Source organism: Corynebacterium sp. HMSC063A05, from assembly GCF_001809695.1.
In the GTDB taxonomy this organism is placed as follows: domain Bacteria; phylum Actinomycetota; class Actinomycetes; order Mycobacteriales; family Mycobacteriaceae; genus Corynebacterium; species Corynebacterium amycolatum.
Genome location: NZ_KV798504.1, coordinates 202,475 through 216,975 on the forward strand (window position 1 = coordinate 202,475; position 14,501 = coordinate 216,975).

Below are 14,501 nucleotides of genomic sequence, written 5' to 3' on the forward strand. Positions count from 1 at the left end.
GTTAGACCTGCTCCTGAGCAGCCAACTCTGCCGGGTGGAGCTCCTGCAGAGCCTTAACGCTCATCTCACCGTTGCGCAGTGCCAGGATGCCTTGCAGTGCGGCGACAGCACCCTGAGCGGTAGTCACACAAGTTACGCCCTGGCTCACCGCAGCGGCGCGAATCTCGTATCCGTCAGAACGTGCGCCAGCGGAACCGGATGGGGTGTTGATAATGATGTCAACCTCACCGTCGCGGATCATGTCGACAATGTCGCGCTCGTCAGACGGCGCTTCGGAATCAGTCGTACGCTTTGCGACGACCTCACACTCGACACCGTTGCGGCGCAGCATGCCGGCAGTACCCTCCGTTGCCAGGATGCGGAAGCCCATATCCGCCAGCGTGAGAATCGGGAATACCAGAGTGCGCTTATCGCGGTTGGCCAGCGAGACGAAGATCGTGCCCTCGGTCGGCAACTCACCGAAACCGGCCAGCTCTCCCTTGGCGAAAGCAGCACCAAAGTTGTCGGCCAGACCCATGACTTCACCGGTGGACTTCATCTCCGGGCTCAGCAGGCTGTCGAGAGCGCGGCCCTCAAAGTCGCGGAAGCGGTTGAACGGCAGGACGGCTTCCTTAACCGCAATCGGAGCGTCAGCGGGCAGAGAACCGCCGTCGAAGTTGGACGGAATCATGCCCTCTTCGCGCAGTTCCGCGATTGTAGTACCCATCATGACGCGGGATGCGGCCTTAGCCAGCGGAACCGAGGTTGCCTTGGAGACAAACGGTACGGTACGAGATGCACGCGGGTTGGCTTCGATGACGTAGAGGGTCTCGTCCTTGAGTGCGTACTGAACGTTCATCAGGCCCTTCACACCGATGCCGTGTGCCAGTGCCTTGGTGGATTCACGCACCTTGTCGATGATGCTTCCGGACAGAGTCATCGGAGGCAGCGCACACGCGGAGTCACCGGAGTGAATACCGGCTTCCTCGATGTGTTCCATGACGCCGCCGAGGTAGACCTCTTCCCCATCACACAGTGCATCAACATCGATTTCGATGGCGCTGTCCAGGAAGCGGTCAACCAGTACCGGGTGCTCATTGGACAGCTCGGTAGCGCGGTTGATGTAGTCCTCCAGGGTGGCCTCATCGTAGACGATTTCCATGCCACGGCCGCCGAGGACGTAGGACGGACGGACCAGCACCGGGTAACCGATGCCAGCGGCAACCTGGCGAGCTTCTGCGAAGGAGGTGGCGGTACCGAACTCCGGCGCCGGCAGGTTGGCCTCAGCCAGGACCTTGCCGAACTCACCACGGTCCTCAGCCAGGTCGATTGCCTCCGGGCTAGTGCCGACAATCGGAACACCTGCGGTCTGCAGACGCTCAGCCAGGCCCAGCGGAGTCTGGCCACCGAGCTGAACAATGACGCCTGCGACCTTTCCAGACTGGCTCTCAGCGTGGTAGACCTCAAGGACATCCTCGAAGGTCAACGGCTCAAAGTAGAGACGGTCTGCGGTGTCGTAGTCGGTGGAGACGGTTTCCGGGTTGCAGTTGACCATGACGGTCTCGTAGCCAACGCGGGAGAGCTCGAGGGCTGCGTGAACACAGGAGTAGTCGAACTCAATGCCCTGGCCGATGCGGTTCGGACCGGAACCGAGGATGATCACCTTTTCCTTCTCGGTCTGCGGAACGACCTCGGACTCAGCAGCCGGGTCCAGTTCGTATGCCGAGTAGTGGTACGGAGTCTGTGCTTCGAACTCGGCGGAGCAGGTATCGACTGTCTTGAATACCGGGTGGATATTCAGGCGCCAGCGCAGCTCACGCACGCCGTCTTCCCCGGCCAACTCCGGACGCAGAGCAGCAATCTGGGCGTCGGAGAGACCCCAGTACTTAGCTTCGCGAAGTAGATCGGAGGTCACCACCGGAGCGTCGATAAGCTCCTTGCGGATATCCTGCAGGTTTTCCATCTCGGCAATAAACCACGGATCGAGGCCAGAAGCTTCGTGGATCTGCTCAATGGAAGCACCCAAACGCTGAGCCAGCTCAACGTCGTAGATGCGGCCTTCAGTCGGACGCTTCAGGTCCTCAAGGACAGCGTTGACATCGTTTGCGCGTTCACCTGCGAAGTCCTCATCCGGAACGGTCCAGAAACCAGCTGGCTTGTTCTCCAGCGAGCGCATGACCTTACCGAGCGCGCCGATGTAGTTGCGGCCGATAGCCATGGCCTCACCGACGGACTTCATGGTGGTGGTCAGCGTGTCGTCAGCACCAGGGAACTTCTCGAAAGCAAAGCGTGGAGCCTTGACAATCACGTAGTCCTGCACCGGCTCAAACGCAGCTGGGGTTTCACCGGTGATGTCGTTGGTGATCTCATCGAGGGTGTAGCCGATAGCCAGCTTGGCAGCAATCTTTGCAATCGGGAAACCAGTTGCCTTGGAAGCAAGCGCCGAGGAGCGGGAGACGCGCGGGTTCATCTCAATGGTGATGATGCGGCCGTCATTTGGATTGATGGCGAACTGGATGTTACAGCCACCGGTGTCAACGCCGACCTCACGCAGGATTGCGATGCCCTGGTCACGCATGGTCTGGAACTCGCGGTCGGTCAGAGTCATCGACGGAGCGACAGTTACCGAGTCACCAGTGTGGACACCGAGGGCATCAACGTTTTCAATGGAGCAGACCACGACAACGTTGTCGTCGCCATCGCGCATGAGCTCGAGCTCAAATTCCTTCCAACCGAGGATGGACTCCTCAATCAGAACATTGGCCTCGGGCGATGCGGCTAGGCCGCCACCTGCAATACGGTCGAGGTCTTCCTGGTTGAAAGCCAGACCGGAGCCCAGACCACCCATGGTGAACGAGGGGCGAACAACGACCGGAAGACCGAGCTCTGCAACAGTCTCATGGACTTCTTCCATGTTGTGGCAGACGCGGGAACGAGCGGACTCGCCACCAATCTTGGCGACGATGTCCTTGAACATCTGGCGATCCTCACCGCGCTGAATGGCCGGAATATCAGCGCCAATCAGCTCGACATTATACTTTTCCAGAATGCCCTCGCGGTCCAGCTGAATAGCTGCGTTCAGTGCAGTCTGGCCACCGAGAGTTGCCAGGACAGCGTCAATCGGGTTGCCCTCTGCAGCTTCCTTGGCCAGGATCTTTTCGATGTACTTGGTTTCAATCGGCTCGATGTAGGTGGAGTCTGCGAACTCCGGGTCAGTCATAATCGTTGCCGGGTTAGAGTTAACCAGCGTGACTCGCAGGCCCTCTTCGCGCAGCACGCGGCAAGCCTGGGTGCCGGAGTAATCGAACTCGCAGGCCTGACCGATAACAATCGGGCCGGAGCCGATAACCAGTACGTGGTTGATGTCTGTACGACGTGGCATGGTGTTAGGTCCCTTAGCCCTTTCCTACTTGTTCGAGTTTCCGGTTGCGGACTTGTTGAAATCGACCTTCTGAATCAGCTCCAGGAAGTCATCGAAGAGAGAGTGCGCATCGTGCGGGCCGGCTGCGGACTCTGGGTGGTACTGCACAGAAAAGGCCATACCGTTCTTCAGTGCGACACCTTCAACGACGTCGTCGTTAAGGCAAGTGTGCGTAACCTCTGCCTCGCCCCACGGAGTATCGAAACTCTCGCCGGCCTTGCCTTCAAGTGCGAAGCCGTGGTTCTGAGCGGTGATAAAGATGCGGCCAGTGCGGTGGTCCTTCACCGGAACATTGACGCCGCGGTGGCCGAAGACCAGCTTGTAGGTGTTCAGGCCGAGTGCCCGACCAAGAATCTGATTACCGAAGCAGATACCGAATAGCGGCATGCCGTCATCGAGTGCGGCCTTGGCGACCGCAACCATCTCATCAGCAGTTGCCGGGTCACCCGGGCCGTTGGACAAGAAGACGCCATCCGGCTGGTATTCCTTCTTAATATCTTCGTACGGAGTGTTAGCCGGAACCACTACGACTTCCAGGCCACGCTTAGCCAGCTCACGCGGGGTGTTGGACTTAATGCCCAGGTCGTAGGCCACAACACGTGCCTTCTTCTCCCCCTGTGCTTCCACAACATAGGCCTGATCGGTGCTGACCTCGCGAGCCAGATCCGCGCCCTTCATCGCAGGCTGAGCGCGAACGATTTCCACCAGCTTATCGACGGGTTGCTGTGCGTCCTCACCAGAGAAAATACCAGCGGCAATCGAGCCATTGTCGCGCAAATGGCGAACCAGCGCGCGGGTATCAATCTGGCGGATACCGATGATGCCCTGTGCCTTCAGCTCATCTTCCAAGCTGCGCTCGGAGCGCCAGTTGGAGGGAATACGCGATAGATCGCGGATAATAAAGCCCGCTGCCCAAATCTTGTTTCCACGGGACTCGTAGTCCTCGTCATTCCAACCGGTGTTACCGATCTGTGGTGCGGTAGCCACAATCAGCTGTCGGTGGTAGGACGGGTCCGTCAGGGTTTCCTGGTAGCCCGTCATAGCGGTGGTAAAAACTGCCTCACCCAGGGTCGTACCGGTGGCGCCAAAACCGCGTCCGCGGAACACTCGTCCATCTGCCAATACCAGGACTGCCGCTGTAGCGGCCGCGGCCTGCGACTCGTTGCTCACGTTATTGCCTTTCAGTTGGGTAGCGTGCGAGGAATTTACATTAATCATACGGGACGCATGTGAATCGTTATGCGTTGACATGAATATTATCCAGCGACCTCTCCGTTAAGAGCGGTCACCTTACCGCGCAGCACGGTAGCTGCCACGGACACGGCCATCTCCATTTCCTCATAAGGAGTGTTCTCGGACTTCGACGCCAGGTCTTCGCCGCGGACCGTCCACTTTTTGCCCGGGTCAACAACGGTCAGGTTGGCAGGCTCACCGACAGCGATTGGTCGGCCGTGCCCCGGCAGCTTCACAATTTGAGCAGGACGCTCACTCATGACCTTGGCCAGCCAGCGCCAATCACAATCGCCCTTCAAAACGAACTCTTCGGCGATGATTGGCATCGAGGTCTCCAGACCAAGCATGCCGGGCTTAGCGTGCTCGAACTCGCAGCACTTTTCTTCAGAGCCGTGCGGAGCATGGTCGGTAGCGACACAGTCAATAATCCCGTCAATCAGAGCCTGACGCAGAGCCAGGGTGTCGCGCTGCTCACGCAGCGGCGGGTTGACGCGGTAGACGCCGTCGTAGGTCTCCAGCTTCTCATCGGTGAGAATTAGGTGATGTGGGGTAACCTCGGCGGTCAGCGGAATGTCATGCTCCTTTGCCCACTTGACCAGCTCAACAGTGCCTTCGGTGGAAGCGTGGCAGATATGCATGCGTCCGCCGTAGTCGCGAGCCATGATGGCATCTCGGGCCACGATGGACTCCTCGGCTACGCGCGGCCACCCGGTCAGGCCCAGACGTGCGGCGGTCGCACCTTCGTGGGCCGATGCATCTGCGGTCAGACGCGGATCTTCGCAGTGCTGCGCCAGCAATACGTCTTCGCCGCGGGCGTATTCAATCGCGCGGCGCATAATCAGCGGATTGTCGACGCACTTACCGTCATCGGAGAACATGCGTACCTTCGCCTGCGAGTCTGCCATCATGCCGAACTCGGTCAGCGTCTCGCCCTTCAGGCCCTTAGTAATAGAGCCGACCGGGTGAATGTCGCAGAGGTTCAGCGCCTGGCCCTTGAGCCATACCGACTCAGCAATCGAAGGGTCGTCGGTTACCGGAGCGGTATTGGCCATAGTGAACACTGCGGTGAAACCACCGCGTGCTGCGGCAGCGGAACCAGTGGCCAGGGTTTCCGTATCTTCACGGCCCGGCTCACGCAGGTGCACATGGATGTCGACCAGACCTGGCAGAAGAACGAGGGAGTCGAACTCCAGGACCTCTACCCCGTCCTCGGCCGTGAGGTTTTCGCCAATCTCAGCGATAACGCCATCGTCAATCAAGACGTCGACATCTTCGCCTTCACCGTAGGGACGCACACCCTTCAGCAGTAGTTGTCCCCGTGCAGGTGCTGCCAATGGTCCTACCTCGGGGTACGAGGCTTCGTCATATTCATTGCGATTCGACATTTATGCCTGCCCTTCCAAGTTGGCGGAAACGCCTGAGGTCAGCAGTGTGAAAAGAACTGCCATGCGGACGTGGACACCGTTGGCTACCTGCTGCAGCACGGCAGTGCGCGGCAGATCAGCGACGGCATCGTTAATTTCCATGCCACGAAGCATCGGACCTGGGTGCATCACAATGCAGTCGTCGCGAAGCATCTTCTCACGAGCCTTCGACAGCCCGTAGCGAGTGGCGTATTCGCGATGGGATGGGAAGAAACCTCCGTTCATGCGCTCCTGCTGAACGCGGAGCATCATCACGGCATCAGCATCTCGGATCTCGTCTTCCATGCGGTAGGCAACACGCACCGGCCAGGTCTCGATGCCAAATGGCAGCAACGTCGGTGGGGCGACGAAGACGACTTCGGCGCCGAGCTTGCTCAGGAGATCGGCGTTAGAGCGGGCGACGCGAGAATGCAGGATATCGCCAACGATGACGACCTTGCGCCCCTCAATTCCACCGAGACGCTGACGCAACGTCACCGCGTCCAGGAGAGCCTGCGTCGGGTGCTGGTGCTTTCCGTCACCCGCGTTGATGATCGATGGGCCGTTGCCAAATTCCTCAGTCCACTTGGCGATCAGCTGTGCCGCTCCCGACGATGGGTGCCTAACGACGATGGCATCGCCGCCGATAGCATCCAAAGTCAGCGCGGTGTCTTTCAGGCTCTCGCCCTTCTTCACAGAGGAAGAGGAAGCTGAGATATTAATAACATCGGCGCTCATCCACTTACCCGCAGTCTCAAAAGATGAGCGGGTGCGCGTGGAGTTCTCGTAAAAGAGGTTGTAAATAGTGCGGCCGCGCAGGGTCGGCAGCTTCTTAATTTCCCGACCGCGGATGACCTCCTTAAAACGATCGGCCTCATCCATCAGGCCGACAATTTCATCCTTGGTCAAATCCGCAATGCTAATCAGATGTTTCACTGTTCCTCCGCCCGGGTGAGAATAACCGCGTCGCGGCCGTCAAGCGCCTCGACCAGCACATCGACGTCTTCGTCGCGGGAAGTTGGCAGATTCTTACCGACGTAATCGGCGCGAATTGGTAGTTGGCGATGACCACGATCGACCAGCACTGCAAGCTGGATTACTCGCGGGCGACCGATATCAGCAATAGCGTCGAGTGCGGCACGAATCGTGCGACCTGAGAAAAGGACATCGTCTACGAGAACAACGGTGGTTCCGTCAATTCCGGAGTTCGGAATATTCGTGGGCTGCAGGGCGCGGTGCGGGCCCTTGCGCAAGTCATCCCTGTATAGGGTGATATCGAGCGATCCAGTTTCCGGACGTATGCCGGAGAACTGTTCAATCAAATCGGCTAGCTTTTCCGCCAGCGGCACGCCACCAGATGGAATGCCGAGGAGAACTACGCGCCCAGCATTTGGGCTATCCAGCGCAGTTTTTTCAATAATTTGGTGCGCGATGCGCGCGACGGTACGTGCAACTTCGTCTGCATTGAGCAGCTCGGTTGTTTGCGGCGTTCCTTCGCTCATCGTGACCTCCTTCCCCGCCTCTCAGTGCGGTCCGTTAAAGGATGTCTTGATTGTGGATATTTGATTATCAGTCTGCATGACCCGCAACTACGGTCGCGGTGCAAACTTCCGCTGACCAGAATAGCACCCACGCTTAGATTGCCTCTAAATGCAACAAAGCTCCAAGCCCCCAAAAAAGGGACTTGGAGTTTCAGACAATCCGCGAGAAACGACTGCGATTGACTCGCAGTAATCCCGGCCGCTTTTACTGGCTAGGACCCGTTCTCGCTCTTAGCCACGTCTTCAGCCACCAGCTTGGCAATATCGCTCATGTCCAGGCCGGTAATCTTAGCCATCTCATCGGAGTCGACCAATGCCTTGTCAGCTTCCTCATTTGCGGCAGCCTGTGCCTGGATAGCTTCATCGAACTGGGACTCGCCCACCGAAGTGCTCACAGCTGCAGCTGCCAGGCGTGCCTGGTCGGCAATCTTGGCTTCAGCATCGAGTACTGCGTTGATGTACGGTGCCGCCACATCAGTGGAGTATTCCGATGCCAGCTCAACGCCTTCCACCACGGCCACACGCGGAGGCACGTCGGAGTTGTAGAACAGCTCCCAGGTGGAAAGACGCAAAATAGCGCGGTCGACTGCCGGTAGGCGACGCAGCGGCCACTCCTCCGTCAGGTACGAAGAAATCGTAGAGTCGATACCGATGATCTCCGCAGCTACACCGCGCACAATCTGCTCGGTGTACTCCGCAATTGGATTCACATCCAAATCGGGATTACGGACCATTTCCAGCCGCTCTTCAAGAAGCTTGACGACGTCGACGCCTCGCTGCTCGGCCTCAAAAAGCAGATCTACTGCACGACGGCGCGCACGGTAGCGCGCGCCGTGGCGCTTGTAGTTAGGTTCGCGAACGTTCGCGGACTCCTGCGCATCCGAGGTGTCAACGGACTTGTGATCCTTTTCAGTCATGGATGTGTATGTATCGCTCTCAACAAAAGGGTGAACTAGATGAGGGAATTAGTGGTTGACGCGGGACAGGTAGGAACCGTCACGGGTGTCGACCTTCAGAACGTCGCCGGTTTCGATGAACAGCGGCACCTGAATCTCAGCGCCAGTCTCCAAAGTTGCCGGCTTGGTGCCACCGGTGGAGCGGTCGCCCTGCAGACCCGGGTCGGTCTGCTCAACCTTCAGTTCGACCGAAACAGGCATTTCAGCGAAAAGAACGTTGCCCTCATGGAAGGACACCTGGCAGGTGGTTTCCGGAAGCAGGAACTTAGCACCCTCCGGCATCTGAGCATCCAGGATGGAAATCTGGTCGTAGGTCTTGTCGTCCATGAAGACGTATCCTTCACCGTCGTGGTACAGGTACGTCATGTCGCGGCGGTCGACGGTAGCAGTCTCAATCTTGACACCAGCGTTGAAAGTCTTGTCAACAACCTTGCCGGTCAGAACGTCCTTCAGCTTGGTGCGGACGAATGCCGGACCCTTACCTGGCTTGACGTGCTGGAACTCCACGATCTGCTGAAGCTTGTTGTCGTGCTTGATAACTAGACCGTTTTTAAAATCTGCGGTGGTAGCCAACTAAACTCTCCTGAAATTGTTAAAAAGCTCTCTGACGAAACCACGATACTCCGTATCTCATCGAGAGAAAAATAAAAACGCCGTGATGTTAGGCTCGCGGTTTCGGCAGCTGTGTAATAATTTCCGGCTCGGTGTCAGTGATAATCAACGTATCTTCGATGCGCACACCGCCGAACCCCGGAACATAAATACCAGGCTCGATGGTCAACGTCATGCCAGCTGCCAACTTCCCCTTGCCGGTGCGAGCGGCAAATGGAGCCTCATGCACCTCGATACCAATCCCGTGGCCGGTGGAATGGACGAAGTGTTCCCCATAACCAGCATTTTCAATAATGTCCCGGCATGCTGCGTCAACAGCCACAACATCGGCCCCTGGCACGGCCGCTTTTACGCCGGCCAGCTGTGCTTCCAGTACGACGTTGTAAATCTCTCGGGCTTTCTCGTCTGCGAACTCCACACCGGCAACGATCGCGCCGGCCAGATCCGACGACGTACTGTTCGGATTGTTTTCGCTTGACGACGTTGCCGTCTCACCGGCAAAGAGGGTACGTGTCATATCGGAGTTGTAGCCCCCGGCAAAGGCACCAAAGTCAATAGTGACCAGGTCACCTGCCTCGATTACGCGATCTTCCGCTCCGTGATGTGGCTTGGCGGAATTCGGGCCGCTTGCGACAATCGTGTCGAAGCTGGGCCGATCGGCACCATGCATGCGCATCCGGTACTCCAACTCTGCGGCGACTTCGCGCTCCTTGCGGCCGGCGACCACGATGCCGTCGTGAAGCAAGTCCTCGAATGCGCGGACCGCGATGTCGGCGACGTGGCGCAGAGCGACGAGTTCCGTATCGGACTTGATTTCCCGCAGTTTAGAGACGACGCCCGTAGTCGATACCAGCTCGAGTGCCTGTGGACGGGCATCCTCTAGCTCTTGGTAAGCAGCCATGGTGAGGAACTCAGATTCAACACCAAGACGCGAAATATCCAACTTTCGGGCTTGACCGACGAGTGCCACGCCGGTGTTGCGGGCGGTGAGTAACTCCACGTCCGGTGCCTGCTTGCCAGCCTGAACCGTATAGCGGCCGTCGGTGGAAAGCAGCGCTTCCCCACTGGCCGCAACAATCAAACCAGCATTCGAGCCGTGGAAACCCGTAAGCCAACCAACATGCGTCGGATCGACTGTGAGGAAACCGTCGCAGTCGTTGTCGGACAATGCGTCGATAAGAGCGGCTCGGCGGGCGGCGTAGTTCGTGGAGATTTCTGTCATAGTGTCGTACTCACCCTTCTCAGTGCCATGGAATAGCCATCAGTTCCACATCCGACGATAACGCCCGCGGCAAGCGCCGAAAGATACGAGTGATGCCGAAACTCCTCCCGGGCGTGAATGTTTGAAATATGAACCTCGTGGAAGCCCGGGCCGTCGGCAATCTCGGCGAGCGCGTCACGTAGGGCGACGGAGGTGTGTGTCAACCCTCCTGGATTGATAATTACTGGCCAACCGTAATCAGCAGCTTCGTGAACCCACTCGATGAGCTGACCTTCATAGTTGGATTGGCGGCAATCCACTACGACGCCAAGCTCCTTGGCTAGGGTACGAAGTTCAGATTCGACATCGGCCAAAGTAGTGGCACCGTAAATTTCTGGCTGACGCTTGCCCAGACGATCGAGGTTCGGGCCGTTCAAAACAAGCACGGTCGGAATCGCCGTCGTGGCATCCGTTGCTGCACGAAGAGAGGTCATTAGCGGGTTGACTCCTCAGATGCGGCCTGCCCACTGTTGCAGAGCAGTTCGTATGCACGCTCGAGGTCATCCATGCCCGGGCCTTCAAGACGGGCTGTTTCACCGGGGTTTTCCAGAATAACGAATCGGATCGCACCATCGCGGTTCTTCTTATCCCTGGTCATAGCATCGTAGAGCTCGGTAAAACGACCCGCCTGGTAGGTCGTTGGCAGCCCAATGGACTCTAGGATGCGACGGTGGCGGTCTACAAGTTCCTGATTAATATGTCCGGTGATCTTGGCCAGCTCGGCGACATAAACCATGCCTACAGCTACGGCGTGGCCATGGCGCCAACGGTAGTTTTCAAAGTGCTCAACTGCATGACCGAAAGTGTGGCCATAGTTAAGGATCTCGCGGAGGCCAGATTCCTTCAAATCCTCAGCGACAACGCGTGCTTTGACAGCAATCGCGCGCTCGACCAGTTCTGGCAAGTCACCGTCAACATCGAGGCAGGTCTGCGGGTTTGCCTCGTAAAGATCGAGAATCTTCGTGTCCGCGATAAATCCAGCCTTGATGATCTCTGCCGTGCCGGCAATCAGTTCAGCCTTCGGCAAGGTGCGCAGGACATCCAGGTCACAGAACACCGCGGCAGGCTCGTGGAAGGCGCCGACCAGGTTCTTTCCAGCTGCAGTGTTGATACCGGTCTTACCGCCGACAGCTGCGTCGACCATGCCGAGCAGCGTTGTCGGGACCTGGATAACCTTCACTCCACGCATCCACGCGGCGGCGACGAATCCACCGAAATCTGTGGCTGCACCGCCGCCAATCGCGATTACCGCGTCACGCCGGCCCAGACCGCGTTCACCAAAAGTGTCCCAAACTGTTTCAGCAACTGTGAGCGTCTTACCCTCCTCCGCATCAGGAATCTGGATGCTGAAGGCATCGACTCCCTTGTCCGCCAGTGCCTTGATGACGCCGAAGCTCAGCTCTTGAACGCTCCCCTGGTGAATCACCGCAACCTGGGAGGCAAAGGTAACGGCCTCCGCAATCTGCTCGGTGAGTCCATGCCCCATGGTCACCGTGTACGGGGATGGGCCTTCAACACGGATTCTGCGGGTTGAGTTCATTGTCAGTCCCTAGTCGTTAGCGTAAGAAATGTATGGAGTTGCTGGTTATGCGGCAGTGGTTAGCTACCGCCATTTAATAGTCGCCGGTTAAGCCTCGTCGCAGGTTTCATCGAGGTAGCTGAGGATCTCGGCTACAACGCGCTGCGGGGAACGTTCGTCGGAACGCACCTTGAAAGTGGCTGCATCTTCGTAGAAAGCTCGGCGAGCCTCATAGAGTGCGCGGTAATGAGCCTCTGGGTCAGCCGCCTGGAGTACCGGGCGCGAATTGTTACCCGCGGTACGGCGGACGCCCTCTGCAATGCTGATCTCGAGGTAGACGACGTTATGGTCTGCCAGCAGGTCACGGGTCGCCTGCGAAATCACGGCACCACCGCCAAGTGAGACGATTCCGTCGTGGGTCAGAGCCTCCGCCACGACTTGTTCCTCGATGCGGCGGAATTCCGGCTCTCCCAGCTCGGAAAAGACTTCCCCACAAGTCTTGCCCATGCGCTGTTCAATCATCTCATCGGTATCCGTAAGTCTCGTGCTCAATGCACGAGACAGTCGACGACCGATGGTGGACTTTCCCGATCCGGGCGGTCCGACAAGGACAATAGTAGGAACGGACATTCCCCTCGTTTTACCCTTCTTCGTGTGCGCGACAGTGGCGCTATTTCCAATCAAGGCGACGTCGAGTCTGCTCCAAGTAGCCCTCAACGTTACGCTTGGTTTCCTCCAGGCTATCGCCGCCGAACTTCTCCATTACTGCACGCGCCAGTACTAGCGCGACCATTGCCTCTGCGACAACACCGCCGGCCGGGACCGCGCAGACATCAGAGCGCTGGTGGATCGCGGTAGCTGCATCGCCGCTGGCCATATCAACGGTCTTCAACGCACGCGGAACGGTCGAAATTGGCTTCATCGCAGCACGTACAACGAGAGGTTGAGCATTAGTCATGCCACCCTCCAGGCCACCGGCGCGGTTAGTTTCACGATCCACGCCGTCGTCGGTACGCACCATTTCATCATGGGCCTCGGTGCCACGGCGACGGGCTTCCTCAAAACCGTCGCCGATCTCCACGCCCTTGACGGACTGAATTCCCATCAAGGCACCTGCAAGCTGCGAATCCAGACGGGCATCACCGGAAATGTGCGATCCCAGCCCCACCGGCAGACCGTGGACAACGATCTCGACGATGCCACCGAGAGTGTCGCCCTGCTTCTTGGCGGCCTTGATTTCGTCAATCATCGACTCCTCCGCAGCTGCGGAGAATGCACGCACTGGCGACTCGTCAATCTTGTCCTGATCGGCGAAGGTCGGCAGTGGCCCCTCGTAGGGCTCGGAACGACCGATGGAAATAACGTGGCTGACAACTTCCACACCGAGAGTCTCACGCAGAATTGAGCGGGCCACAACTGATGCCGCCACACGTGCTGCAGTCTCACGAGCCGATGACCGCTCCAGGATGTTTCGAGCATCGGTGTGATTGTACTTCAGCATGCCGTTGAAATCGGCATGCCCCGGGCGCGGGCGGGTTAAGGTGGCGCCACGAGCTGTATCCAAAACAGCTGGCGCAACCGGATCCGGGCTCATGACCTCAGTCCACTTGGGCCATTCGGAGTTGCCGACCATTATGCCAATCGGCGATCCCAGCGTCTCACCATGTCGAATGCCAGTCAGCAGCGTGACCTCATCAGCCTCAAACTTCATTCGCGCGCCGCGACCATAACCGAGACGGCGGCGTGCGAGGTGGCGTGATACGTCATCTGTAGTCAGGGGAAGTCCGGCTGGCGCACCTTCTACGAGAGCGATAAGCGCTTTGCCGTGAGATTCACCCGCGGTAGTCCAACGAAGCATAGGTATCATAATGTCACGTTTGCCGTACTTCTTGTGCATTTGGGGGCATACAAGTTTCAAATATGCCCCATTTTATCGCCCCTGGTCTACCGCTTCAGGGGACTTGTAGGTGCCCTCCGCTTATCCCCCACACAATGGCAGTTGCTGCAAGCATTGCAGGCCCATGAGGCACGCTCGCCGGCACACGCGCGGTTTTTGCTTTACGACGGTCACCCCAGCCCCGCTTTCCCGCCGTGACTACTGCGATGAGGAGAGTGAGTCCCGCAGCCAACAGAATTGCCACTGCAATCCAGATCGCTGCCGCCACCGGCTCGCCCGATACCAGACCGACACCGCCACCGAGAATTGCTGCCAGCTTCACATCTCCAGCCCCCATAGAGCGTGGGTTGATTATGAAGACTGCTACATAGAGGCCAAACCAGAGGCCTATTCCTGTTCCTATGGCTGCGACTGCACTGGCGAAATCGTCAGCCAAGGTGCCTTTATGCTGGAGCACCATTCCAGTGATCGCTATCAGGCCCACTCCCCCTAGCATCAACCACCAGTTCGGCAGTCTTCGCCGGATCACATCCAACCAGCAGCCAGTACCGCCCCAGCCGAGAACAAGCAACACGACTAGGTAATAGAAAACCCGGTCAAGGTAGACCGGGTCAATCCTGTGCTGTCCAATCGGAGACAGCCCTATCTCAGTTATGTCCCACCCCATAACTTTGGGATT

General features: G+C 58.1%; 12 protein-coding genes and 1 pseudogene. All 13 read right to left on the reverse strand.

The window, feature by feature from the left end; genetic code table 11:
- Position 1: 1 nt before the first annotated feature.
- Positions 2 to 3,361, reverse strand: a complete 3,360-nt coding sequence (gene carB / locus HMPREF2651_RS07400; protein ID WP_038628913.1) for a carbamoyl-phosphate synthase large subunit — start codon at positions 3,359 to 3,361, stop codon at positions 2 to 4.
- Positions 3,362 to 3,385: 24 nt separating this feature from the next.
- Positions 3,386 to 4,618: a glutamine-hydrolyzing carbamoyl-phosphate synthase small subunit gene (gene carA / locus HMPREF2651_RS07405; protein WP_371325854.1), complete on the reverse strand. Its 1,233-nt coding sequence runs from the start codon at positions 4,616 to 4,618 to the stop codon at positions 3,386 to 3,388.
- 38 nt (positions 4,619 to 4,656) lie between these two features.
- Entirely contained in the window at positions 4,657 to 6,018 is a 1,362-nt protein-coding gene (locus HMPREF2651_RS07410) for a dihydroorotase (protein ID WP_049181000.1), read from the reverse strand.
- Positions 6,019 to 6,972 (reverse strand): aspartate carbamoyltransferase catalytic subunit, encoded by a 954-nt coding sequence (locus tag HMPREF2651_RS07415; protein WP_016422709.1) that lies wholly within the window; start codon positions 6,970 to 6,972, stop codon positions 6,019 to 6,021. It abuts the gene before it with no gap.
- Positions 6,969 to 7,538 carry a bifunctional pyr operon transcriptional regulator/uracil phosphoribosyltransferase PyrR gene (pyrR, locus tag HMPREF2651_RS07420; protein WP_038628907.1) on the reverse strand — a complete coding sequence of 190 codons (570 nt, stop codon included), beginning with the start codon at positions 7,536 to 7,538 and terminating at the stop codon, positions 6,969 to 6,971. The genes HMPREF2651_RS07415 and pyrR overlap by 4 nt, the downstream gene beginning before the upstream one ends.
- 434 nt (positions 7,539 to 7,972) lie before the next feature.
- Positions 7,973 to 8,494, reverse strand: a pseudogene (gene nusB, locus HMPREF2651_RS07425) (transcription antitermination factor NusB); the annotation flags it as partial.
- 48 nt (positions 8,495 to 8,542) lie between these two features.
- Positions 8,543 to 9,106 (reverse strand): elongation factor P, encoded by a 564-nt coding sequence (gene efp / locus HMPREF2651_RS07430; RefSeq protein ID WP_016422706.1) that lies wholly within the window; start codon positions 9,104 to 9,106, stop codon positions 8,543 to 8,545.
- Positions 9,107 to 9,194: 88 nt separating this feature from the next.
- A complete protein-coding gene (locus HMPREF2651_RS07435; protein ID WP_049180998.1) occupies positions 9,195 to 10,367 on the reverse strand; it encodes a M24 family metallopeptidase in 1,173 nt (390 codons plus the stop codon).
- Positions 10,364 to 10,840 carry a type II 3-dehydroquinate dehydratase gene (gene aroQ, locus HMPREF2651_RS07440; protein WP_049180997.1) on the reverse strand — a complete coding sequence of 159 codons (477 nt, stop codon included), beginning with the start codon at positions 10,838 to 10,840 and terminating at the stop codon, positions 10,364 to 10,366. Before aroQ ends, HMPREF2651_RS07435 begins: the two co-directional genes overlap by 4 nt.
- On the reverse strand, positions 10,840 to 11,946 hold the full coding sequence (aroB, locus tag HMPREF2651_RS07445) for a 3-dehydroquinate synthase (protein ID WP_038628901.1): 1,107 nt from the start codon (positions 11,944 to 11,946) through the stop codon (positions 10,840 to 10,842). The genes aroQ and aroB overlap by 1 nt, the downstream gene beginning before the upstream one ends.
- Positions 11,947 to 12,033: 87 nt before the next feature.
- A complete protein-coding gene (locus tag HMPREF2651_RS07450) occupies positions 12,034 to 12,555 on the reverse strand; it encodes a shikimate kinase (RefSeq protein ID WP_038628898.1) in 522 nt (173 codons plus the stop codon).
- Between the two features lie 40 nt (positions 12,556 to 12,595).
- Entirely contained in the window at positions 12,596 to 13,783 is a 1,188-nt protein-coding gene (aroC, locus tag HMPREF2651_RS07455; protein WP_193393889.1) for a chorismate synthase, read from the reverse strand.
- Between the two features lie 94 nt (positions 13,784 to 13,877).
- Entirely contained in the window at positions 13,878 to 14,489 is a 612-nt protein-coding gene (locus HMPREF2651_RS07460) for a prepilin peptidase (protein WP_049180996.1), read from the reverse strand.
- Positions 14,490 to 14,501: the final 12 nt, after the last annotated feature.